Origin of the sequence: Streptomyces neyagawaensis (assembly GCF_023516595.1) — a bacterium.
In the GTDB taxonomy this organism is placed as follows: Bacteria; Actinomycetota; Actinomycetes; order Streptomycetales; family Streptomycetaceae; genus Streptomyces; species Streptomyces neyagawaensis.
Genome location: NZ_JAMGBG010000046.1, coordinates 117,262 through 140,448 on the forward strand (window position 1 = coordinate 117,262; position 23,187 = coordinate 140,448).

Annotated in this window: 16 protein-coding genes and 1 pseudogene; 11 read left to right on the plus strand and 6 right to left on the minus strand. The window is 71.5% G+C overall.

Translation table 11 applies throughout. From position 1 onward, the window contains the following. Positions 1-83: 83 nt before the first annotated feature. A complete protein-coding gene (locus tag M8J73_RS20830; protein WP_055543322.1) occupies positions 84-1,106 on the minus strand; it encodes a helix-turn-helix domain-containing protein in 1,023 nt (340 codons plus the stop codon). A 97-nt stretch (positions 1,107-1,203) separates the two neighbouring features. Here M8J73_RS20830 and M8J73_RS20835 point away from each other — a divergent pair, with 97 nt between their 5' ends. The 6 genes and pseudogenes from M8J73_RS20835 (at position 1,204) to M8J73_RS20855 (ending at position 8,584) form a co-directional block, all read left to right on the plus strand. Continuing rightward, a complete protein-coding gene (locus tag M8J73_RS20835; RefSeq protein ID WP_249828930.1) occupies positions 1,204-2,445 on the plus strand; it encodes an MFS transporter in 1,242 nt (413 codons plus the stop codon). A gap of 311 nt (positions 2,446-2,756) precedes the next feature. Continuing rightward, complete coding sequence (locus M8J73_RS20840) at positions 2,757-2,984, plus strand: hypothetical protein (RefSeq protein ID WP_249828931.1); 228 nt, start codon at positions 2,757-2,759, stop codon at positions 2,982-2,984. Then, positions 2,981-3,934 carry a sigma factor-like helix-turn-helix DNA-binding protein gene (locus M8J73_RS20845; RefSeq protein WP_249828932.1) on the plus strand — a complete coding sequence of 318 codons (954 nt, stop codon included), beginning with the start codon at positions 2,981-2,983 and terminating at the stop codon, positions 3,932-3,934. The genes M8J73_RS20840 and M8J73_RS20845 overlap by 4 nt, the downstream gene beginning before the upstream one ends. Then, positions 3,931-4,767, plus strand: a complete 837-nt coding sequence (locus tag M8J73_RS20850) for a hypothetical protein (RefSeq protein ID WP_249828933.1) — start codon at positions 3,931-3,933, stop codon at positions 4,765-4,767. Before M8J73_RS20845 ends, M8J73_RS20850 begins: the two co-directional genes overlap by 4 nt. A 64-nt stretch (positions 4,768-4,831) precedes the next feature. Beyond that, a pseudogene (locus tag M8J73_RS45515) lies at positions 4,832-5,353 on the plus strand (WD40 repeat domain-containing protein); the annotation flags it as partial. Positions 5,354-5,377: 24 nt separating this feature from the next. Then, the gene (locus M8J73_RS20855) at positions 5,378-8,584 is read left to right on the plus strand and encodes a TIR domain-containing protein (RefSeq protein WP_249828934.1); all 3,207 of its coding nucleotides are present in this window, start codon (positions 5,378-5,380) and stop codon (positions 8,582-8,584) included. A gap of 58 nt (positions 8,585-8,642) precedes the next feature. On the opposite strand, the gene M8J73_RS20860 is transcribed toward M8J73_RS20855, so the two are convergent. From M8J73_RS20860 to M8J73_RS20875, 4 genes are all read right to left on the minus strand, one after another. Then, a complete protein-coding gene (locus M8J73_RS20860; RefSeq protein WP_249828935.1) occupies positions 8,643-8,936 on the minus strand; it encodes a zinc-ribbon domain-containing protein in 294 nt (97 codons plus the stop codon). A 138-nt stretch (positions 8,937-9,074) separates the two neighbouring features. Then, positions 9,075-9,629: a hypothetical protein gene (locus tag M8J73_RS20865; protein ID WP_055539124.1), complete on the minus strand. Its 555-nt coding sequence runs from the start codon at positions 9,627-9,629 to the stop codon at positions 9,075-9,077. 53 nt (positions 9,630-9,682) lie between these two features. Beyond that, positions 9,683-10,579: an RNA polymerase sigma-70 factor gene (locus tag M8J73_RS20870; protein WP_055539123.1), complete on the minus strand. Its 897-nt coding sequence runs from the start codon at positions 10,577-10,579 to the stop codon at positions 9,683-9,685. Positions 10,580-10,651: 72 nt separating this feature from the next. Next, positions 10,652-11,914 (minus strand): NAD(P)/FAD-dependent oxidoreductase, encoded by a 1,263-nt coding sequence (locus M8J73_RS20875; protein WP_055539129.1) that lies wholly within the window; start codon positions 11,912-11,914, stop codon positions 10,652-10,654. A gap of 445 nt (positions 11,915-12,359) precedes the next feature. Here M8J73_RS20875 and M8J73_RS20880 point away from each other — a divergent pair, with 445 nt between their 5' ends. Further along, complete coding sequence (locus M8J73_RS20880) at positions 12,360-12,986, plus strand: lamin tail domain-containing protein (RefSeq protein ID WP_055539122.1); 627 nt, start codon at positions 12,360-12,362, stop codon at positions 12,984-12,986. Between the two features lie 402 nt (positions 12,987-13,388). On the opposite strand, the gene M8J73_RS44845 is transcribed toward M8J73_RS20880, so the two are convergent. After that, positions 13,389-16,265, minus strand: coding sequence for an ATP-binding protein (locus M8J73_RS44845; RefSeq protein ID WP_055539121.1), 2,877 nt, complete (start codon positions 16,263-16,265; stop codon positions 13,389-13,391). Positions 16,266-16,621: 356 nt separating this feature from the next. Here M8J73_RS44845 and M8J73_RS20895 point away from each other — a divergent pair, with 356 nt between their 5' ends. The 4 genes from M8J73_RS20895 to M8J73_RS20910 all read left to right on the plus strand — a co-directional run bounded on the left by M8J73_RS20895 (position 16,622) and on the right by M8J73_RS20910 (position 23,187). Beyond that, positions 16,622-17,521 (plus strand): ribosome-inactivating family protein, encoded by a 900-nt coding sequence (locus M8J73_RS20895; RefSeq protein ID WP_055539120.1) that lies wholly within the window; start codon positions 16,622-16,624, stop codon positions 17,519-17,521. 582 nt (positions 17,522-18,103) lie between these two features. Further along, a complete protein-coding gene (locus tag M8J73_RS20900; RefSeq protein ID WP_055539119.1) occupies positions 18,104-18,736 on the plus strand; it encodes an RNA polymerase sigma factor in 633 nt (210 codons plus the stop codon). Further along, a complete protein-coding gene (locus M8J73_RS20905) occupies positions 18,733-19,812 on the plus strand; it encodes a CU044_5270 family protein (RefSeq protein ID WP_055539118.1) in 1,080 nt (359 codons plus the stop codon). Before M8J73_RS20900 ends, M8J73_RS20905 begins: the two co-directional genes overlap by 4 nt. Beyond that, complete coding sequence (locus tag M8J73_RS20910; RefSeq protein ID WP_055539117.1) at positions 19,813-23,187, plus strand: S8 family peptidase; 3,375 nt, start codon at positions 19,813-19,815, stop codon at positions 23,185-23,187.

Below are 23,187 nucleotides of genomic sequence, written 5' to 3' on the forward strand. Positions count from 1 at the left end.
CGCGGGGCTTCGGTCTCGGCCCGACCGGAACGTGAAGCTTCGGCCTCGGTCGGCTCCGGACGTGATACGTACAGCCCCCGGCCTCATCGGCGGCGGTGCGTCAGCCCCCGGCCCCCGCCCCCGCTCCCGTCGGTCTCCCGGCGTTCCGGGGCCCGTACCAGGACCTCGCCGGCCGCCGTCCGTGTGTACAGGACCGAGCGGCCCGCTCGTCCGCGTCGGACCAGGCCCGCGTCCAGCAGGACCTTCAGATGGCGGCCCACCGAGCCGAGGGGGCGGCCGGTGACCGCGCACAGCTGGGTCGTGCTCATCGGGGAGTCGAGGAGGGCGAGGACGCGGGCGCGGGCGGCGCCGAGGAGCGGGCCGAGGGCGGCGGGCGCGGCCGGAGGGCCGCCGACGTCGGCGAGGACCCCCGAGCACGGGTACACGACGGCGTACCGCTCGCCCTCCTCCCACGCCACCCAGCCGACCCGCTGCGGGGTGACCGGCACGAACACCAGCCGCGCTCCGGAGATCTCACGCGGCGGGTACTCGTGGAGGTTGACCTGGAGCCGGTTCTCGCCGAGCCAGCGCATCCCGGGCCGCAACGCGTCCAGTACCGCCGCCCAGCCGCTCTGCCCCAGCTGCGCGGTCCGGGCGAGGACATCCGCCTCCAGTACGCGCCGCCGCCGCTCCCAGTCCGGCCGTACGGTCTCCTCCCACACGTACGTCAGGAGGTCGGCCGCACGGTCCGGCAGGTCGTCGCGGTCGAGGGCGGCCGGGAGGGGGCCGCGCAGGGACAGCACGAGGTGGGCGCGGGCGGCGGCCGGGTCCACGGCCCGGACCCGGGCGACCTCCTCCGCGAAGGTGTCGCCCTCGCGCGGGGCCGGGGTGAGGAAGTCGGCGATCCACTCCTCGCCGAGGCCCGCCCGGACCAGCAGGGCGGTGACCGGGTCGCGGGCCAGCTCGGCGCGGTAGCCGGGCAGATGGGACGCCAGCCAGGACCGTTCCCCGGGATGGGTACCGGTGCCGGCGTGCAGCCGCTTCAGGCTCGCGAACGTCTCCGCGAGCGGCGACACCACGAACCGGCTGCCGGCGAGGGTGTCGGCGTTGACCTGCCACCAGCCCACTGCGAGACCTCCGGGACGCCGCGGAAGCCGTCCGGGAGCTTTCGCGTGTGCGCGAAACATTAGCGGCGGCCGGGACGGCGGACCGATCGTCCTGCTCATGCGCAGCTACCAAGCCCTCTTCCGCACCAGGGAGTTCACCCCTCTCTTTCTGTCCTCGGCCCTCCAGGTCGCCGGGTCCACGATCGGCGGCCTGGCCCTCGGGACATCCGTCTACGAGGCCACCGGGTCCCCGCTGCTGTCGGCGCTCAGCATGTTCGGCCCGTCCCTGGCCCAGGTGGTCGGCGCGACGACCCTGCTGTCCGCCGCCGACCGACTGCCGCCGAGGGCGACACTCACCGGCCTCGCCGCGTCGTTCGCGGTGAGCACGGCCCTGCTGGCGCTGCCCGGTCTGCCGCTGTGGGCGGTGTTCGCGGTGATCGCCGTCCAGGGGCTGATCGCGTCGCTCGGCGGGGGAGTGCGCTGGGGCCTGCTGACCGAGATCCTGCCGAAGGACGGCTACCTGCTGGGCCGCTCGGTGTTCAACATGCTGCACGGCCTCACGCAGATCACCGGCTACGCCACCGGCGGCGCCCTGGTGGCGTTGCTGTCCCCCCGGGTGACGCTGCTGGTGTCGGCGGCCCTGTACGCGGCGGCCGCCCTGTGCACGCGCACGGGCCTGACCCGCCGCGCCCCGCGCACCACGGGCCGTCCGTCCGTCGCCGAGACCTGGCGGACCAACGCGCGCCTGTGGGCGGCCGTCCCGCGCCGGCGCCTCTATCTGGGCCTGTGGATCCCCAACGGCCTGGTCGTCGGCTGTGAGTCCCTGTTCGTGGCGTTCGCCCCCGACCGCGCGGGCCTGCTGTTCGCCTGCGCGGCGCTCGGCATGTTCACGGGTGACGTGACCGTCGGCAGACTCCTCCCGCCCCGGGTCCGCGACCGCCTCGCCACACCCCTGTTGTTGCTCCTGGCCGCCCCGTACCTCGTCCTCGCCCTCCACCCCCCGACCGCCCTGGCCGCTGCCTGCGCGACGCTCGCCTCCGTCGGCTTCGGCGCGAGCCTCGTCCAGCAGCAGCACCTGCTGGCCCTCACCCCGCCGGACCTCACGGGCCACGCCCTCGGCCTCCACTCGGCCGGCATGCTCACCTTCCAGGGCATCAGCGCGGCCCTCGCGGGCGGAGTCGCCCAGCTGACGTCGCCGGGCACGGCGATGGCGGTGATGGCCGCGGCGTCCCTGGCGGTGACGCTGGCGCTGGCGGTCGACCGCCCCCGCCCGCCCGTGCCGGACGGAGCGGGAGCGGTCCGCCCCTCCTCGATCGGCACGAGGGGCGGGACCTCCCGGACGGGAAGGTTCCGGCGCTGAGCGCGCCTCGGCGTTCATGATGTGCGCGCGCCGGGCGCGGCCGGCCGGGACGCGGGAACTTCGCCCCGAAAGCCTGTACCGCCACACGTTTCGCCGTTGATGGGCGCCCGTAGCCGCTACGGTGCGCGCTGTCGCGCGGCGGCCGTATTGTTCCGCGATTCCCCGATGGCGTGGCGGGACGGGGAGCGCGCGCCCCATGCTGACGTCCGGCTCCCCGTTGACGCGCCGGCACCGCGGAGGGGGCCCTCTCGGACGTACATGTGGGGAAGGTTTCGATGTCCAGAAGGCAAGTCTTATCCGTCGCCGTCCTGGTGACGGTCCTCGGCTGGAGCGTCGTGCTGGTCGCCGTCGGCCAGCCGGCCGCGGCCGCCGCCGTCGTCCCCACGCTCGTGCTGAGCGCGGAACAGGTCGTCACCGCGATGACGGGCGGAACGGGCCCGGTGGCGGGCGGACGACCCGGCCCGGTGGCGGGCGGACGACCCGGTCCGGTGACGGCCGGCCGCGGCCCCGTCGCGGCCGACGAGGAGCGCCTCGGGTGACCCCGTCCCTGTCGCGGCGGCCCGGAGGGGGACCGCCGGCGGGCAAGCCCGGCCGGAAACTCGGGCCGATAGCCGACGGCGTGGGCGCCGCCCATCGCGCCTGGCTGGAGCCCCTGCGCCACCGGTTCCTGGCCAGCGGACTGACGATCAGCGAGCTGAGCTGCCGGTCCGGCTGGGCCAAGTCGAAGATCTCCGAACTGTTGCGCGGCACGGGCCGCTACCCCCGCTGGGAGATCACCTACGGCCTGTTGGACGTCCTCGACGTACCGAGCTGGCCGATGCGCCGGCTCTGGATGGCCGCCGCGCTGGAGGCGGAGAAGAAGCCCGACTGGATAGACGGCTGCATCCAGAACCGCCCCCAGCCGCCCGGACGGGCCACCGTGTCGACCGGACCCGCCGTACCCCCGTTGGAGCACCAGGCGTTCACCGAACTCAACCGCTCCGCCTACCTCGCCTACGCCCGGCTGTTCCTCGGCGAGGACGAGGCGCGGGAGGTCGTCGCGGAGACGTTCGACGTGCTGTGGTTCCGCTGGGACGAGGCGCTGGCCAGCTCCGATGTGGTGCCGTTCGCCTGGTCCGTGCTGCGCCGCGGCGTGATGGCCCGCGCCCGCCACGTCGACGGTTGCCCGGAACTGGCCCGCACCGCGTTCGACACGGTCGCCCTGAGCGTGATCTCCACGCCGGAGGCGCGGTTCGCGCAGATCGAGGAGTCGATGACCCTCTTCAAGGCGATCAGCCGCCTGCCCGCCCACCAGCTGGACGTCATGACGCTCACGTATCTGCGCGGCATGGACCACGCCGCCGTCGCCGACGTCCTGGGCGTGCCCATCGCCTCCGTCCACACGGCCGACCGCTACGCCCGCAAGACCCTCACCGCGGCGCTCCGCCTCCAGCAGCGGCACGGACACGACCCGGAGCCCCAGAACCACCCGGGAGAGATCCCCGAATGATCCCCACGCCGATGACCCCGATGCCCCCGCCGACCCCGCTGGACGACCTCCTCGCCCGGGCCCGCCTCCTCGAGACGCCGGTGATACCGCACGACATAGTGCCCGGCGCGCCCGGTCAGGACCCGCTTGTCGGCGGCGCCGCCCGCCAGCACGACCGCACCCGCACGATGGCCGCCCGCGACCTGCGCACCCTGTGCGAGACGGTCCTCGCCCACACCACCTCCGACTCCCTCCAGGCGTTCGTCACCGAACATCTGCCCGAGCCGCCGGGCGCCCGCGTCCTCGGCTGCGTCCTCCAGCTCGCCGACGCGGCGGACAGCGCCCGCTCCTGGTGGCAGTACGCGGCCGGCGCCGGCGACGACCTCGCCTCGTACTGCCTCTACCTCCAGCACCTGGTGCTCGGCGACGCGGAGGCGGCGGCGTGGTGGCGCGAACAGACCAACATCGGCACGCGCCCCTCGCCGGAACCCCTCACGGCGGTCCCCGACGCCGGTGTTCCCACCGCGTACGACGCGAGCTTCCCCACGGTGCTGCGGGCTTTGACCCACCTGGACCGCACGGCCCTGCCCCGCACGGAACTCGCCGACGCGGTCATGCACTACGTCCCCGGAGCGGTGACGCTCGGCTACGTCGACAACCCCGACTTCGAACTCCCCCTGCCACGACCCGACTTCGCCGAACACATGACGATCCTCCTGGCGGCGACCACGGCAACGACCACGTGGACCGGCCCCCCGGCCTCCCACGCGCAACCGCGACTGCCGCGACGGGGGGCGGCCGGGGGAAGGGCAAGGAAGGGGAACACCGACCCCGCCCCCGGTTCCCGGCACTAACCTGGAACACCTTTCCGGGGGTTGGGCCGCGGAGACGAGGGGGAGCGAAGTGGATCGGGGGGCCATGTCGGAACACGGGGTTTCGTCCCATGAGGGTGTGTGGCTCAGCCGGTTAGTGGGTAGGGCGCCGCTCAAGGACTGTGGTCTGTATGTCGCATGGTCACCCGACGGAAGCCGGATCGCGGTGCCTGCTGACCACGGTCGCGTCCGGATCGTCGATGTCGACCGTGACGCGGACGTGACTGTCCTTCGCGCACGCGGCAACAGGGGATACGTCAACCGGGTCAGCTGGTCACCGGACGGCTCACGCCTCGCCGCCGCGTGCGGGCTACACGGCGTCCGGGTGTGGGACATCGACAGGCCCTCTCAGTCCTGGCGGGGAATGGCTCACACGCGATGGGTCGGTCAAGTCGCATGGTCGCACTCGGCCGATCTGTTCGCGTCCGGTGCGCAGGACGGGACGGTCAGGTTCTGGGATGGTAGGGACGGAAAGCCGGTTGCCACCCTCGATGAGCACGGCGACTACGTGAACGGCCTCGCATGGTCGCCGGATGACACCTGGCTGGCGTCAGGTTCGGCCGACGGGGACGTGCACATCCGGGAGTTCCCGATGACCACTCTGGCCTCCCGCTTGTACCCGTTTGACGACATCGTGACCTGCGTCGCGTCGTCGGCGGACGGCCACACCCTCGTCGTCGGCACGAGCAAGGGGAAAGTCAGTTGCGTGGACGTCCGTTCGGGGGACTTCGGACGCCACGTCGTTCTGGAGGGGCACACCGACAGCATCTCCGACGTCACGTTCTCCGCGGACGGGAAGCTCCTGGGATCAGCCTCCCGTGACCGCACGATCAGATTGTGGCGCACCGACGACTGGTCGACGGTCGCGGTGTTGAAGCTGCCCTATGACGATGCCGAGGATGCTTACGAGGACGCCAGTCTCGACCGCAGCATCCGCGGCCACTCCCAACTCCCTGGATTCGACAACCACCCCTACTACGAGAACATCTTTGAGCACGACATCGACATCATGGGCGGCGGCTTGCACGACCGCGAACGCACGATGTCGACCTTCGCCTTCCACCCCACCCTCCCCCGCCTGGCCGTCTGGAACAACTACGCCGGCCTCTCCCTCTGGGACTACGACCTCGACCAGCTCCTCGGGCATCAGGACGTCGGTGAGTCCGTGCGGTACATGACCGCCAAGGTCGTCCTCGTGGGGGACTCGGGGGTCGGCAAGACGGGGCTCGGATGGCGGCTCGCGCACGACGAGTTCAAGGAGCACGCCTCCACGCACGGCCAGCAGTTCTGGCTCATCGACGACGTACGCACCCAGCGCGCCGACGGCACGGACTGCGAGGCCGTCCTCTGGGATCTCGCAGGCCAGCACGTCTACCGCCCCGTGCACGCGATATTCCTGGACAACGTCGACCTCGCCCTCGTGCTGTTCGACCCGACGAACCGTCAGGAGCCGTTGAAAGGCGTCCAGTTCTGGCTGCAACAGCTGTCCGGGAGAAGGGCGCTGCCCCCGACCGTGCTGGTCGGGGCGCGCGTCGACCGGGGCGCCCCCGTGGTGTCGCAGGCGGAGCTGGACCAGTACTGCCAGGCACAGGGCATCACCGGCGGCTACGTCAGCACCAGCGCGGCGACCGGCACCGGCGTCGGCGCGCTGATGGAGCTGCTGCGCGAGCAGATCCAGTGGGAGCGGATGACCACCACGGTCACGACTCTCACCTTCAAGCGGATCAAGGAGTTCGTGCTCGCGCTGAAGGAACGGCCGGACCGCCGCGGCGTCCTCGTGGCGCCCACCGATCTGCGGCGGCAACTGCTGGAGTCGGACCCCGAGTGGCGGTTCACCGACGCCGAGATGATGACGGCGGTCGGGCACCTGGAGAACCACGGCTATGTCTCGGTGCTGCGGACCTCCTCCGGCGCGCAGACCGTCCTGCTGGCCCCGGAGCTGCTGGTCGACCTCGCCTCGTCCGTCTTCCTCCAGGCCGACAAGCATCCGCAGGAACTGGGCGCGCTCAGCGAGTCCACGCTGCTCGGCGGCGACTACCCCCTCCCCGAGGTCGACACCCTGGACCCGGCGGAGCAGCAGGTGCTGCTGGACGCCGCCGTCGTGCGGTTCCTGGAGCACAACCTGTGCTTCCGTGACACGCTCGGCGCGGAGACCCTGCTGATCTTCCCCGGTCTGATCAAGCAGAAGCGCCCGCTGTTCGACGCGATCGAGACGGTCGACGACGTGTCGTACGTGGTCCGCGGCCAGGTCGAGAACGTCTACCCCGCGCTGGTGGTGCTGCTCGGCCACACCCAGACGTTCAACCGCGTCAACTACTGGCAGAGCCAAGCCCAGTTCGACATGGGCAGCGGGCAGATCTGCGGCTTCCGGCTCTTCCAGGAGCGCGAGGGCGAGATCGAACTCGTCCTGCACTACAGCGCGGCGGTGCCGCCCTACGGCCGCCGTATGTTCCAGGGGCTGTTCGAGCGGTTCCTGTACCAGCGCGAGGTGACGGTGACCGTCTTCCCGCCGGTGTCCTGCGCCAACGGGCACCGGCAGGAGCGCTCGGCGGTGATGGGCTCCCTGCGCGACGGTGTGCGGGTCATGTTCTGCTTCCGCTGCGGCGACCGCATCGACCTCCCCGACAGCGAGCAGCCGGTCGCGCTCGGCGCCGAGGACACCCGGCTCGTCGAACGGGACGAGGCGGCGGCCCGGCTGCGCAGCACGTACGAGTCGCAGCTCGTGCGGGTGAAGAGCTTCCGAAGCGACCGAACGGTGCCCCGCTGCTACCTCAGCCGGCAGCCCGCCGACGCCGCCTGGGCGTCCCGGCTCGCCCGCGACCTGCGTGAGGCCGGGGTGCTCATCGTGGACGACCCGGCCGACGTACGCGACGACGACGTCGTCCTGGTCGTGGTGACCCCCGACCACCTGCGGGTCCTGACCCGCCCCGAGGGCGCGGCGGCCGTCGACGCGGAACTGATCCGCGCCCGGCGCGGCGCCGGCGCATGGCCGCGGGTGATCCCGCTGCTGCGGGCCGGCACCGCCGACAGCCTCCAGCCCGTCGAACTCCTGCGGGGGCTCGCGCCCGGCAGGTTCCAGGACGACACCCGCCATGTCGTCGGCCTGTTCGACCTGGTGCTGACGCTGTACGCCATCCCCTTCACCCATCCGGCCTTCCAGCCGCTGCGCGGGACGCTGCGGCACGAGTGGGAACGACACAAGCGTGAGGAGCGTGCAGTGGTGGTGCGGCCGACGGCCCCGTCCGACACGGAGGTCTACCTGTCGTATTCCTGGAGCAAGGCGAGCAACGCGCTCGCCGACGAACTGGACGAGGCGTTCCAGGCCAGGGGCGTCACCGTGGTGCGCGACCGGCGGGACATCGGCTACAAGGCGTCCATCAAGGACTTCATGGCCCGCCTCGGGCAGGGCAAGTGCGTGGTCCTGGTGATCGGCGACGCCTATCTGAAGTCGCAGAACTGCCTGTTCGAGCTGCTGGAGACCGCCCGGCACGGCGAGTTCGCCGACCGGGTGTTCCCCGTGGTGCTCCCCGACGCCCGTATCTACCGGCCGCAGGACCGCATCGGCTACGTCCGGTACTGGGAGGAGCAGATCAACGAGCTGGACGAGGCCATGCGGAGCGTCTCGGCCGCCAACCTCCAGGGCTTCCGGGAGGACATCGACCTCTACACGGAGATCCGCGCCCAGCTGCCCCGGCTGGCGGACATCCTGCGCGACATGAACACCCTGTCGCCCGAACTGCACCGTGCCTCGGAGTTCTCGGAGATCTTCGAGGCGGTGATGACCCGCCTGTCCTCCTGAGAGCCGGAAGCGGGGGCCGGGCCCGGCCGATCCGGGAGGTGGGCGTCCGGCCGGGCTGTCAGGACTGGTACGGCTGCTGCTGGCTCTGCCCCTGGTGGTGGCCGCTGGGGCCGCCCGCGACCTGCGCCTGGAGCTGTTCCGCCTGCTCGGCGGTCACCTTCTGCTCCGCCCCGCAGAACGTGCACTGGGTCCGGTAATTCGTCGACACCGGGAACAGCGGCACGAAGAACAACGTGAACTTCGTGACCCGCTTCCGCAGCGTGTGGGCGGAGGGGTTCCCGCACTGTCCGCACACCAGCGTGAGTATCGCGAGCTGGTACAGGTAACCCTTGGTGCCAAAGATGATCAGCATGTCGGTCCTTCCCGGTGGTGCCTACCGGCACTCTGCCCCCAGTGTGCACGCCCCGGCCCGATCGTCCTAGAAGTTCTTGCGGCGACCTCCACCTCCCCCCACCTGGGGGGACCGGTCACGCGTACGACCCGCTGGGTACTACCGGGGCTGCGCCCTCCGCCACTCCACTTCCCCGGCAGCCATCGGGGCGTGGACGCTGTACACGTCGCCGACCCGCAGGTTGTCCGGCGTGGAGTACTCGCCGTAGGTACCGATGACGGAGACGGCCACGCGGGAGTCGGGCTGCCAGAAGGTGCGGTAGTACGGGGCGTTGGCCGCGATCTCCGGGACCTCGACCAGGGGGACGCCCCGCCGCACCAGCAGACGGCGCAGCTTCTCGAACCGGAGCCTCGGAGCGAACCGCCCGTACCGGGCACGCAGCGTGTCACTGACGAGGGCCCGGTTCCGGTGGGCGAGCCGGTGCACCTGAAGCGTGAAGTGGTGACCCGACCAGGGCTGGTCGGCGGCGGCACGATCCCAGGAGAACTCGGCGAGACCGTAGTCCCGGCACAGGCCGCGGTCCCCGAAGGCGTCCTCGGCGAAGGAGGGCCCGAGGACGTCGGTGACCCGGTCGGGAGAATCCCCGGGGCCCACGCCGAGCACGGTGCCGGTGGTGACGACGTCCAGATAGAACGCCAGCGAATACGGAGTCACAGACTGATCCTCGATGCGATGGGGCCGACGCGGTGCAGTGTCCACCGGCACGGTCAGCGCAGGGCGAGCGGGGTCGCGGAGGTGACGTGGGTCAGCTTGTCGGGGTTGCGGACGAAGTACAGGCCGCTGATGCGGGAGTTCTCCACGCGGACGGCCATGACGCCGTCGAGGACGCCGTCCACATGCGCGGCGAGCGCGGGGCTGCCGTTGACCACGGTCGGCTCCCAGGTGACCGTGGCCCGGAGCTTGGCGGTGCCGCCGACATAGAAGCGGATGATCTTCTCGGCGCCGACGATCGGATGCAACGCGGCCTTCTTCTTGCCGCCGCCATCGCTGAGCAGGACGACGTCCGGGGCGAGCACGTCGAGAAGATCCTGGGGGTTCCCGGTCTCGACGGCCCGCCGGAAGGACTCCAGGGCCGCCCGCGTCTCGCTCGACGACGCCGTCGTACGGGGACGCCGGGCGCCGACGTGCTTGCGGGCACGGTGCGCGATCTGGCGGACCGCGTCGGGGTTCTTGCCGACGGCCTCGGCGATCTCGTCGTAGTCGATCTCGAAGACCTCACGCAGCACGAAGACCGCCCGCTCGGTCGGGGAGAGGCTTTCGAGGACGAGCATCATCGCCATCGACATGCTCTCGGCGAGTTCGACGTCCTCGGCCACGTCCGGCGCGGTGACCAGCGGCTCGGGCAGCCACGGGCCGACGTACGCCTCGCGGCGGCGCTTCACGGTCCGTAGCCGGTTGAGCGCCTGCCGGGTCGTGATCCGCACCAGGTACGCCCGCTGGTCGCTCACCCGTTCGAGGTCCGCCCGGACCCAGCGCAGCCAGGTCTCCTGCAGCACGTCCTCGGCGTCGGCCGCCGAGCCGAGCATCTCGTAGGCGACGGTGAACAGCAGATTGCGGTGGGCGACGAACGCCTCGGTCGCCACCCCGGTGATGTCGTCGGTCATCTCTCGCTCTCACTCCGGGTCGGTACGACGGGACCGGCACCAGGCCGGGCCGGCCCGACGGGACAGGCAGGCTCAGCCACGCGCGGCCTCTCCGCTCCTCAGGGGGCGGACGGCCGTCTCACCGGTCGGAGCGGATGGTGCGGTCGCCAGGCGGCGCGTGCGCGTGGGCAGGCCGAAGGTCGGATGAGAGGTCGTCCACAGCGACATCCGCAGGATGGCCGCCTTGAACCGTGCGGCCTTCCGGCCGGCCATGAACCTCGGCTTCGCCTTCGCGTCATGGCCGACCAGCTGCAGGATTCCGTCGCGCCGCCCGAGGCTGATGTGGTTGGCGACGTACTCCAGCCCGGTGTGCTTGACCGTGCCGCCGGTCAGCCGGGCCACGATCGCGACCGTCGCCTGCCGGCCGGTGTAGCCGGCCGAGGCGCAGGACATCGGCAGCGGAAGGCCGTTGTCGCCGATGGCGTGGGCGCTGTCGCCCACGGCGTAGACGTCCGGGTGCGACACGGACCGCATGGTGCGGTCGACGACGATCCGGCCGTCGGCGGCGACCTCCAGCCCCGCGGTGGCGGCGATGGGGGCGACCACGAACCCGGCCGTCCACACGGTCGCGTCGGACGCCAGGACCGTACCGTCCGCGCACAGCACCCGTCCCGCTTCGACGGCCTCCACACCGGTGTGTTCGAGCACGGTGACGCCGAGCCGGTCACAGGCCCGGCGCAGATGCTCACGGGCCCCGGTGGACAGAGGGGCGCCCAGCTCACGGCGGGCGATCAGGGTCACCGACAGGCCGGGACGGGACTCGGCGATCTCGGTCGCGGTCTCGATCCCGGTCAGCCCGTCACCGACGACCACGACGCTCCCGCCGCCGCCACGCGCGTCCAGACCGTCCAGACGCGCACGCAACCGGAGCGCGGAGGGCCGGGCCGCGACGTCGAAGGCGTACGGGGCGACACCGGGGACACCGTGCGCGGCGCCGCGGCTGCCGAGCGCGTAGACGAGGGTGTCGTACTCGATCGCGCCGCGACCGCCGTCACCGTTCCCACCGCCGCCGTCACCGTCGTTCTCGGCCACGGTGACGACGCGGCGCTCGGGGTCGACGGCGGCGACGCGTGCCAGTCGCAGCCGGACCGCGGTTCCCGCGAAGACGTCGGCGAGCGGGGGAGCCGCGATCTCCTGCCCGGCCGCGAGCTGATGCAGCCGCAGCCGCTGCACGAAGTCCGGCTCGGCGTTCACCACGGTGATTCCGACATCCGCCGGAGCCAGCCGCCGAGCCAGCGTCCCGGCCACGTACGCCCCGGCGTACCCGGCGCCGAGAACGACGATGCGGTGCTTCATGCCACTCATGCCGCTCATGCCACTCCTGGGGGCCATGGCTTTCTCCTCTGTCTGAAGGCGTTCGACCTCAAGACACCGGAGGACCGGCGTGTGTGACATGGAGTGATGCGGGTCACAGTAGGGGGTGCCCCCTGTTACTCACTTTCGGGTGACGCCCGGGCCCATACGGGCGGGCGCACGACGATGAACGGATGTCGCACCCCAACGCCCCCAAGGAACCCCCGCCGCTCGGCGACGCCAGGCCGACCGTAAAGCGCATTGATGGATATTACAGGCAAGAGTCATGGAAATATGGACAAGAGGTAACAGAGGGGGATGTTGCGCCACGAGTTCTCCACGTCGTGGACAGAGTGTGCGTGCGGCCAACCGGCCGCCACTACACCGGCCTTCCCGTTGGCCCGCATCACCTGCCCGGGGAAGCCGTCCGCACCAAGAGGGAGCCCCCTTGTCCGCTACCACTACCGCTTCTTTCAGCGCCCGCCGTCTCGCCGCTGCCACGCTCGCCGCCGGCGCACTGATCTCGGTCGTCACACTGCCGGCGTCCGCCGCCGACCACGGCCGTCACGAGCGGCCGAGGGTGACGATCTCGGAGGTCCAGTACGACGCCCCGGGCCGCGACGACCGCTCGAACCGCTCCCTGAACCGGGAATGGGTGGAGATCACCAACACGGCCAGGAGCAGCGTCGACCTCTACGGCTGGACCCTCGAGAACGAGGACGGCCGCACCTACACCTTCGACGACTACCGCCTCCGGGGCCGTACGACGGTCCGCATCCACACCGGCTTCGGCCGCGACACCGCCAGTGACCTGTTCCAGGGCAGCCGCCACCACATCTGGGGCAACCACTCCGACACCGCCACCCTCCGCAACGACCGCGGCCGCTTCATCGACAGCGAATCCTGGGGCGACCACCGCCGCGGCGACCACGGCTTGGGCGACCACCGCCGCGGCGACCACGGCTTGGGTGGCCACCGCCACGGCCACGAGGGCCTGGGCGGCCACCGCCACGGCGACGGCGGTCACCACCACGGCGACCACCGTCACGGTGACAACGGCCACCACCACCGCTGACCCCACCACCCCCAGGCGCGCCCGGCACCCCACAGCCGGGTGCGCCTCCCGCATGACCGGCGATCAGACACAACTCGACGTCCGCATATGGAGCTTGGTTCACGGCGCAGACCCGACCTCGGCGAACCGCCGAGCCGTGTCCTCGTCGGGCGCGGCTGCCTTCCCCGTGATTCCCCGCACCACGGCTTGAAAAGCGATTCCCGAAGCGAGGGACACGACTGTTGCTCGAACTTCCGTGCCATCAGGCTCGTTCGGTAGATCGCTCCACGGCCGGCGCCGCTCGACGGTATGCCCGGCGAGGGTGGACATGCGATCGGCTCCGCCGACGTCAGCGGCGGTCTCGCGGTCCAGCCGCCCTGCTCGGCGTCTCCACAGTCCTGTCGGTGGTGTTCGGCGCGTTTCTCAGGCAGGTTCGTGGGATCCGGGCTTGTCGGAGTCCGGCAGGCTGCTTTGGATGTTCTTCCGCCCGGTGCGCAGTTTCGCCAGGACGCGGGCCACGTGCTTCTCGACGGTGCGGGGGGACAGGAACAGGGTCTGGGCGATGTCCTGGTTGGTGGCGCCGTCGGCGAGCAGCTTGGCGACTTCCAGTTCACGGGGCGACAGCTGGGTTCCGTAGCCGCGGCGTCCCGGTCGCCGCGACGTCTGGACACCGAGTTCGCGAAGGCGGTGTTGGCAGCGTGCGGCGTCGCCGGTCGCGCCGAGCCCGGTGAAGCCGCACGTGGCGTCGGCCAGGTGCGCCGCCGCGTCTTCGGGAGACGAGCAGGTCAAGGCTTCGCCCCGGCGTTCGGCGGCCTTGGCGACCTCGTAGGGACGGCCGATGTCCTGCCACCTCCGCTGCGCGTCGGCGAAGTGCTCGGCGGCCCGCGCCGGCTCGGTGGCGCGGAGTAACATGCCTCGGACCAGAGCCAGTTCGGCCGGGGCGGCCGGCGCGTCGCGGTCGCACAGGTCCGACTCGGCCTCCGCCACGAGTCGTTCGACCAACGTGTGGTGCCCACAGGCCAGCGCGGCCTCGGCCGCGACCGGGACGAGGTCCATGGTCCGGGTCCAGGACCTGAGTCCTCGCGACATCGACAGCGCGGGTTCGGCGATCTCCCAGGCCGCCCGCGGGTCACCCTCGGCGAGCCGGACCGCGGCGAGCGCGGCGGCGATCCTGATGCTCACGTCCACCTCGCTCGTGCCGTCGGCGGCCTCCGCCGCGGTGGCGAAGTGGTCGTGGGCCAGGGAGCGCCGCCCCTGGGCGAGGGCGAGGTGTCCCTGGCACAGAGCTCGGTCCACGTTGATCTGCTTCACGTCGGAGTGGGCATGCGCCAGGGCCGCGTAATCCTCCTCCAGCCGGGTCCAGCGCCCGGCCAGCCAGTCCAGGCGTAGTTCCGCGACGCGGGGGAGGCACTCGATGCGCCCGTGGGCTGCGTGTTCGACCAAGTCCTCGACCTCGGCCAGCAAAGCGCGGGCCCGCCGGTCGTGGCCGAGCTGGATCGCCACCTCGGCGAGGGCGTACAGCGCGTAGGCGGCGTGGCGCAGCACCGCGCCGGCGGCATCTCGGCGCGGTAGCCGGTCCAGCAGCGGCCAGACGGCGGGATCGCCGTCCCGGGCCATCAGGATGAGCCGGTTGATCCGGACTGCCCTCCGGCTCGCCTCGTCGGCGCTGTCGTGGACGGCCCGCTCGGCTCGGCCTTGCCAGTCCCACGCGTGCGCGGCGGCACCGTCCTGCTCGTAGAGGGCCAGGTTGACCATCGCCACAGCCGCCTTGTGCGGCTGCGTGGCCAGCTCGTCGACGGCGTGGGCGAGCTCGCGGAAACCGGTCGGGTCGGCGCCGACGTTGAGCATGACCAGACCGAGCCCCAGGCGGATCTCGCCCCGGATGGCATCCGGCAGCTTTGGATCGTCCAGCACGGTCCGCAGCTCGCGGACGGTCACGGCGTAGTCGACGCCGTAGCTGACGATCCGGGCGAGCGTGAGCGCGGCTCGCGACCGCCGCCCCGTGTCCACGTGGGGTCGGTCCAGGATCTGGTGCAGGAGGAAGGCCGCGGTGCCGGTGTCACCCAGTGCGATGGCCTGGTCGGCGGCCTGCTCGATGCGGTCGAGCCAGCCCTGATGGTCGCCGGTGGCAAGTGTGTGGTGGGCGATCTGCACCAGCGGGAGCGGGTCCTGGGTCTGGAGGTGGTCGATCGCCCGCTGGTGCAGGCGCGTGCGGCGCGGCCCGGGGATGTGCCGGTAGGCGACCTGCTGAGCCAGCACGTGACGGAAGCCGTAGAGACCGCTTGCGGTCTCGCGCAGCACGGCCGCCCGCAGCGCGTCGATCAGCCCGTCTGCGGCCTCGTCGCCGTTCAGGGCGGCGACCTCGGCGAGCAGCTTCTCGGTGGACGGCACGGCCAGTACGGCCGCCGCGTTCACGACCGCCGCACCGGCCGGCGACAGGGAGGTCAGCCGTTCGCTGACCGCTTCCCGCAGGCCGCCCGGCACCTCGGCCCGCTCCAGTTCCCTGACGTCCAGGCGCGCTTGGTCCCGTAACGTGATCAGGTCTTCCTCGGCGACCAGCGGCAGGCCCTCGCTGCGGCGGTGGAGCACCGCGCACAGCTCTGGCGTGGCATGGCTGCCCAGCGCCGCGCCGGCCAGATCCGCCACATCGTTCTCGGTCAGCGGTGACAGCCGGATCACCGTGCCGCTGGCGCCGGGTGGCGGGCGGTAGGCGGCGCCCAGGGCCGCGGTCCCGGGCGGCAGGTCCTCGGTCCGGTAGGTGACCACCAGCGCGAACTGGTCGGGCAGGTCGCGGGCGAGCAGCAGGAGCAGGTCGCGGGTGGCGTCGTCGCCCCAGTGCAGGTCCTCGACGACCAGGACCACTCGGCCGACTTGCGCCAGCACCGAGCGCACGGCCTGGATCAGCTGGTGGCGCGCTGCGCCCGGGCCCTGCGGCTTTGCCGGCGCCGGCGGCAGGCGGTCGGCCAGGTCCGGGAGCAGCGGGGCCAGCGCGCCGGTGGTCGGCGGCAGGGCGCTGTCCGGCAGCCACGGACCGATCTTGCCGAGCGCGTCGATCACCGGCCCGTACGGCAGGGGCTCGCGCAGCGGGTGGCAGAAGCCTGTCAACACCCGCCACCCTTCCGACTTCAGGATCGCGGTGGCTTCGCGTACCAGCCGTGACTTGCCCATGCCGGCGTCGCCCTCGACCATCACCACGGCCGGTGGCTGTCGGATGGCGGCGAGCACCAGGTCGAGTTCACGGCGGCGACCGACGAACGCGAAGCCCCGCCCAAGTCCCGAAGAGCCCTGCTGGGCCGCCATACCATCACCGTCCTGTACGGGACGCCCTGCTCGGTCACGCGCAGTGGCCGCTCGGGCCGACGTCATCGGCCATCCCCATCTTATTGGCGGCCCTACCCACTCAATGCGTCCCCCATTGTTTCGGCCTGCCCCCCACCTGCATCGTCAATGCCATCCACACAGGTGGAAGCCAGACAACAGCGTTGTTGCCGCATGGCGCGCAGCACGAGGGGCCGAGCCCATCGAAGCGCAACCTCCGATCACCTCCGCGTACCGGTGTCCGGTCACGTCGGAGAACGACGGCCCGCACGCCGTTCGACAAAGTCCATCTCCCTTCCTGGGCCGGCCCACCGGCCACGCACAACGGAGCGCACTCCATGTCCCGAGCACACATCTTCCGCAGGCTCAGCACGTCGGCCGTACTCTCGGCGGCCCTCGCCGGTGCCGTCGCCCTCGCCGGTCTGGGCGGCAATCTCACCACCGGTGCGCAGCACCAGTCGCTGGGCGGGCACGTCCAGCTGGCCAGCGCGACGGAGCCGACCGATGGCATGAGCTTCGACATGACGAACGTCGACGCCGACCAGTACGACGCCATCATCAACTTCCTCCGCGAGCGGGCCGGCGGCTGGTCCATCTACCAGAACATCCGTGTCACACGGACGAAGGACGACTACTTCCCCCTCACCCTGTCGGTGGGCCAGAGCCGGATCACTCTGATCTTCAACGCGCGGAACCTGTACGTGACCGGCTGGTACAACGAACAGACCCACCAGTACGTCCGGCTGGGTGACGGACCCGGGGGAATGCCGGGGCAGAACGGTCGTACGGATGAGCGGAACTGGCTCAACTACTCCCGGATGGAGGCTGCCGCTGGGGTCGACCGCGGCTCCCTCGGTATCACCATGGGTGCCATCCAGGGTGCGATCAGCGACCTGGCGAGGGGCAACAGCCGGGACCAGGCGCGGGCCCTGCTCGTCCTTGTCCAGGCCTTTGCCGAGGGCGCCCGCTTCGACTTCATCTCCTACCGGATCGGCCACGCGATGCGCAACAGCGGCATCTTCTACGCCGGGTCCTCGTCCTTCATCAACGGCGGGTCGGGCGCCATCGAGCTGACGTCCATGGATCTGGAGAACAACTGGGGAGGCCTGTCCGATGCGGCCGAGAACTCGACACAGAACCACGTGCCCTTGAACTACCACATCGGCAGTGGGTCTTTCACGTCGATGCAGGCGCTTGACGAGCAGCTGGCCCTGGCCCTGTACATCTTCAAGAAGTAGCACGAAAGCATGTAAAGTCGACCGAACATGGTAAGCGGGCTCGGGAGTCGGACAATGTCCGCCCTCGAGCCCGCTTACCGTCGCCGGGCGGTCCTCCCCGCGACCGTGCGACATGAGACGGCGCACGGACACGCTCGGAGAAACGTCCGAAACCTCCTGTTGAGAGCGACGCCCAGGCCACGTATCCCCTCTCGACTGACGGGGACCGAAGCCAAGGCGATATTCCGTGGTCGGCGGGCATCTGTGCCGTCGCCCCCGCCCGCTGACCTGGGTGAGCCGGGCCGCGTTGGTCTGTGCGAGTCAGCGCCCTTGGCAGCAGGAGCCACCGGCTGTGCGGCCGGCGCTGTGCGCGCCCGATGTGCTGCGCCGCCTCAGTACGGGCACCTCCCGTCTGGGACTCCGCGTCGTGGGACCACCCGTCCGGACTTTCGGGCCTCGCAGCCTGAGCGGTGCGCGGCGGAGCGGCTGCCATGTCCACCGAGTCCTCGTACAGGTCACCGCCCCGGTGACCTGTACGACGGCTGTGACGTGTCTCACCGGAACTCGCCCGCACAGTACGTCAGCTCAAGACGTGACCACAGATTGCGAACCCGGGTGCGAAACGGAGATCCGGACGCCTTCGCGGAACTCTTCGACGCGTGCGCCCGCGCGGTGTACAACCACGCCTTTCGGCTGACCGCCGACTGGTCGCTGGCCGAGGACGTGATGTCGACGACCTTCATGGAGGCGTGGCGGCGCCGGGCCTCGGTCGAGGCCGAAGGCGGCTCGCTGCGGCCGTGGCTGCTGGGCATCGCCACCAACGTCGCCCGCTCCCACCACCGCAGCAACCGCCGCTACCGCAACGCGGCGAGCGCCGCGGCCGCCGCGCACGCCGCCGAGGAACGGGTCGAGGACCACGCCGAGGAGACCGCCGGACGCCTGGACGACCGGCGGCGTATCAACGCCACGCTCGCCGCCCTCAGCCTGCTCAAGCGCCCCGAGCGTGAGGTCCTGACGCTGTGCCTGTGGGAGGGGATGGAGTACGCCGAGGTGGCTCGCGCCCTCGGCATCCCGGTCGGCACCGTCCGCTCCCGCCTCTCCCGCGCCCGCGCCAAGCTGCGCAAGCTCACCGACGCGCAACTGCTCGGAGAAAAAAGGGAACCCACCCGCACGAACCGGCAGATAACAGGTGATCGCGGATACGCGGTCCGGTCCGCACAGGAAGGAAACCGATGAACGCCAGCCCCTCCCACCGGCCCCACCCGGCCGAGTGGACGGAGACGCAGAGTCTGCTGCCCTCCGCCGAGCGGGATCTGCCGGCGGGCCGCCACCAGTTCCACAAGGAGCAGATGATGGCCCAGATCCACGAAGACCTCCGCACCTCCTCCCGCACGTCCGGTGCCTCTCCGGTCGCCCCCGTGAAGCGTTCCAACCCGTTCCTGCGCCGTACGATCCTCCTGCCCGCCGCGGCCTTCGCCCTGGCCGGCGCGGTCGTGGGCGGTCTCGCCCTCACCGGCGGCGGGACCGACGGCGGCAAGACCGCCCTGGCCACCGGCCCCGCACTGACCACCAGCATCGGCGTCGCCGACCCCAAGGGCGCCCCCCAGCTCCTCGAACGCATCTCCCTGGCCGCCGCCGACACCTCCGCGCCCACCCCGCGCAAGGGCCAGTACATCTACATCGCCTCGAAGGTGGCCGACACCTACATCAAGACCGAGGGCGACAAGAGCGAGGTGGTCAGCGACGAGCTGCACTTCCGCCAGGTCTGGAACTCCCTCGACGGCAGGGACGGTTGGCTGATCGAGGCCGGCAGGACGAGCGACAAGGGCATCACCCTGAAGGGCGACACCCCGCTCAGCGGCGCCTACAACGCCCTGGCCGCGCTGCCGACCGACCCCGACACGCTGCTCCAGCAGATCTACCGCGAGTCGGACGCCGTCCGGGACCCTGAAGTCCCGCGCGACCAGGCCGCCTTCGTCGCCATCGGCGATCTGCTGAACGCGAGCTACCCGCCCGCCGAGGTCGGCGCCGCCCTCTACAAGGCCGCGGCCAAGATCCCCGGCGTCGTCGCGGTGAACGACGCGGTCGACGCCACGGGCCGGCACGGGGTCGCGATCGCGCGGGAGAACGACGGCGAGCGCATCGAGTGGATCTTCGACAAGAAGACGCTGCGGTTCCTCGGCCAGCGCATCGTGGTGGTCAAGGCCACGGCGGACAATCCCCTCAAGGTCGGTACCGTCACGCACACCAGCGCGATCACCGAGCGCGCGGTCGTCGACGCCAACAAGCAGCTCCCCGGGCAGGTGAGCTGAATGCGCGACAGAACCGCAAGCGCCTCGCTGGCCGCCCTGCTGGTGGCGGGGCTGATGACGGGCGTCTCGGTGGCCGCCACGGGCTCCGGCCTCGGCGTACGGACGCAGGACACCGCCACCGTCGCGGCGCCCGGCAGCCCCGCCTCCGGCGCGCGGACCACCGGCTCCGCCTCCGCGGCAGGCCGGTACGTCACCCTCCTCACCGGCGACCGGGTCCGGCTGGACCCCCGGGGCCGGGTGACGGGCGTACGGCGGGCACCGGGCCGTGAGCACGTCCCGGTGTCCGTGCGCGGCGTCGGGGGCGATCAGTACGTCGTTCCCGCCGACGCCGCCGCCCTGATCGGCCAAGGCGTCCTGGACATGCGGTTGTTCGACGTCAGCGGCCTGGTACGCGCCGGTTACGACGACACCCGGCGCGGCACGCTCCCGCTGATCGTGTCGTACGAGGGCAAGTCCGCCCAGCGCAGGAGTACGCAGAAGTCGCTGGTCGCGGACGCGGACGCCACCGTGCGCCGGGAACTGCCCAGTGTGGCGGGCGCCGCGATCACCGTTTCCAAGGCCGGGGCCGACGACATGTGGCAGGCCCTCACCGAGGAGCAGGGAGTCGCGCGGGTCTGGCTGGACGGCCGGTTCAAGGCGTCGGCGGACGAAGACGGCGCGAAGGCCGGGGAGGCGGGCGGCAACGTCGCGCAGATCGGCGCCCCGGCCGCCTGGGCGGCCGGATACGACGGCAAGGGCGTCAAGGTCGCCGTCCTGGACACCGGCGTCGACACCACACACCCGGACCTCGCCCCGGCGGTGAAGGCCTCGAAGAACTTCACCGGCACCGACAGCACCGAGGACATGGCCGGCCACGGCACCCATGTGGCCGCGACGCTGGCGGGCTCCGGCGCACGGTCCGGCGGCCGGTTCAAGGGCGTCGCGCCCGGTGCCGGGATCCTCAACGCCAAGGTGTTGGACGACAGCGGCGAGGGCAGCGACTCCAGCGTCATCGCCGGCCTGGAGTGGGCCGCCGGGCAGGGCGCCAGGGTGGCCAACCTCAGCCTGGGCCAGGTCGACACCCCGGGGGAGGACCCGGTCGAGGCGGCGGTGAACGCCCTCTCGAAGAGCACCGGCATGCTCACCGTCGCCGCGGCCGGCAACGAGGGCCCCGACGCGGGAACCGTCGACTCCCCGGGGGCCGCGGAATCGGCGCTCACCGTGGGCGCCGTCGACGGCGAGGACCGGCTCGCCGACTTCTCCAGCACCGGCCCGACCGCCGACAGCGCGCTGAAACCGGACCTCACGGCGCCGGGCGTGGACATCGTCTCGGCGAAGGCGGCGCACGGCTACCTGGGCGACCCGGCGGCCGACGGCTATGTCTCCATGTCCGGTACGTCGATGGCGACACCACATGCGGCGGGGGCGGCCGCGATCCTCGCCCAGCGGCACCCCGACTGGACCGGCGCACGGATCAAGCAGGCGCTCACCGCGTCCACCACCCCGACCACTGGCGCGACCGGCTACCAGCAGGGGACGGGCCGGCTCGACGTGTCCCGGGCACTGGAGGGGGCGGTGGCGAGCGAACAGACCTCCGTGTCCTTCGGCAAGCAGCTGTGGCCCCACACCGACGACCGGCCGGTCACCCAGCACATCACCTACCGCAACGACGGCGACCACCCCGTCACCCTCGACCTGACGGCCACCGCGACCGGCCCCGGAGGCAGCACGGCCACCGAAGGCATGTTCACGCTGAGCAGCACACGGCTCACCATCCCGGCGGGCGGCACCGCGGGCGTCGACCTCACCGCGGACACCCGCGTCGAGGCGGCGGACGGCGCCTACTCGGGCACGCTGGTCGCCACCGCGCGGAACGGCGCCGAACCCGCTGCCGTACGGACCGCCTTCGGCGTCGTACGCGAGGCCGAGTCATACGACCTCACCCTGAAGTTCCTCGACCGCGGCGGCAAGCCCGTGAGCGCCCCGCTGACTGAGATCCTCGGGTACTCGGGCACGTACTGGACCACGAACCTCAGGGACTCCGAGCAGATCTCCAAGGGCGTGTACCGGGTGCGGGTCCCGCGCGGCGACTACGTCGTGGACACCGTGATGGACGGCCCCGGGGGCACCTCCGCGCTGGTCCGGCCGCGGCTCTCGCTGACCGGGGACACCACGGTCGTCCTCGACGCGCGCAAGGCGAAGCCGGTCGGGATCACCGCGCCGCAGGGCGCGAAGATGTCCGACGGCCAGCTCAACCTCGCCGTGGGCACCGGGGACACCGGAAGCGAACCGCACAACAGCACCCTGTTCTGGGGAACGTTCAAGAACCTGCGCACCGCGACCCTGGGACCGACCGCCCCGGCCGGGAGGCTCAGCACGCAGCTCGGCGGCCTGTGGCAGAAGGGCAGCACCACCTACCACCTGCTCCACAACCTGCCCGACCGCTTCCCCACCGGTTATCGGCACACCACGCGCATGAGCGAACTGGCCCTGCTGAAGCGGAACTTCGGCTCGTCCGTCGCCCACCGCAAGGGCATCGTCAACGTCCTGTGGAGCGGCCCCACCCTGTCGCTGGGCACGGTGAGCGCCCCCTTCCCGCTGCCGACGACCGCGAAGATCTACGTCACCACGCCCAAGGGCTTCAAGTGGACAGCCAACCTGGGCCAGCGAAACGCCTCTGGAGACGACGATAACGTCTTCTACGGCGCGGAGGGCGCGAGGTCGTACCAAGCGGGCCGGACCTACGCGGCGACGTACAACGTCGGCGTCTTCAGCCCGATCACCGGCGGCCCGTACGGCGCGCGGCGCGACGGCGACACCCTCGACCTGTGCGTCCCCGCCCTCGCCGACGGGAGCGGACACCCCGCCTCCTCCACAGCGAAACGCCACACCACGGTCACCGCGGACGGCAGCACCCTGCTCGACAACGACGGCGACCTCTGCCAGACCGTGGAGAAGCTCCCGTCCGTCCCGGCCCGCTACACGATCCGAACGAACCTGACCCGCCCGCCGGGCGTGGCCACGACCACGAGCCGCCTGACAGCGGCCTGGACCTTCACGTCCGGCCCGTCCGACTCCGGCTCCGTGCCCCTCTCCACGGTCCGCTTCCACCCGAAGCTGACCCCGACCGGCACGGCCCCCGCAGGCCGCCCCACCACGATCCCCCTCTCCCTCCAGGGCCCGGCGGCCACTGACCTGAAATCCCTGACGGTGAAGGTCTCCCACGACGCCGGCAAGACCTGGTCCCCCGCCCCAGTGACCACCACCCACGGCAAAAGGACCCTCACCCTGACCCACCCGGAAAACGCCCGCTCGGTCTCCCTCAAGTCCACCCTGACCGACACCACCGGCAACACCTACGCGGTGACGATCCTGAAGGCATACCTCCTGACCTGA

Excerpts from the sequence above, each read along its gene's own strand:
- M8J73_RS20835 (WP_249828930.1), top strand. The coding sequence starts at position 1,204 with ATGCGCAGCTACCAAGCCCTCTTCCGCACCAGGGAGTTCACCCCTCTC.
- M8J73_RS20850 (WP_249828933.1), top strand. The coding sequence starts at position 3,931 with ATGATCCCCACGCCGATGACCCCGATGCCCCCGCCGACCCCGCTGGAC.
- M8J73_RS20855 (WP_249828934.1), top strand. The coding sequence starts at position 5,378 with ATGACCACTCTGGCCTCCCGCTTGTACCCGTTTGACGACATCGTGACC.
- M8J73_RS20860 (WP_249828935.1), bottom strand. The coding sequence starts at position 8,936 with ATGCTGATCATCTTTGGCACCAAGGGTTACCTGTACCAGCTCGCGATA.
- M8J73_RS20870 (WP_055539123.1), bottom strand. The coding sequence starts at position 10,579 with ATGACCGACGACATCACCGGGGTGGCGACCGAGGCGTTCGTCGCCCAC.
- M8J73_RS20875 (WP_055539129.1), bottom strand. The coding sequence starts at position 11,914 with ATGAAGCACCGCATCGTCGTTCTCGGCGCCGGGTACGCCGGGGCGTAC.
- M8J73_RS44845 (WP_055539121.1), bottom strand. The coding sequence starts at position 16,265 with ATGGCGGCCCAGCAGGGCTCTTCGGGACTTGGGCGGGGCTTCGCGTTC.
- M8J73_RS20895 (WP_055539120.1), top strand. The coding sequence starts at position 16,622 with ATGTCCCGAGCACACATCTTCCGCAGGCTCAGCACGTCGGCCGTACTC.
- M8J73_RS20905 (WP_055539118.1), top strand. The coding sequence starts at position 18,733 with ATGAACGCCAGCCCCTCCCACCGGCCCCACCCGGCCGAGTGGACGGAG.
- M8J73_RS20910 (WP_055539117.1), top strand. The coding sequence starts at position 19,813 with ATGCGCGACAGAACCGCAAGCGCCTCGCTGGCCGCCCTGCTGGTGGCG.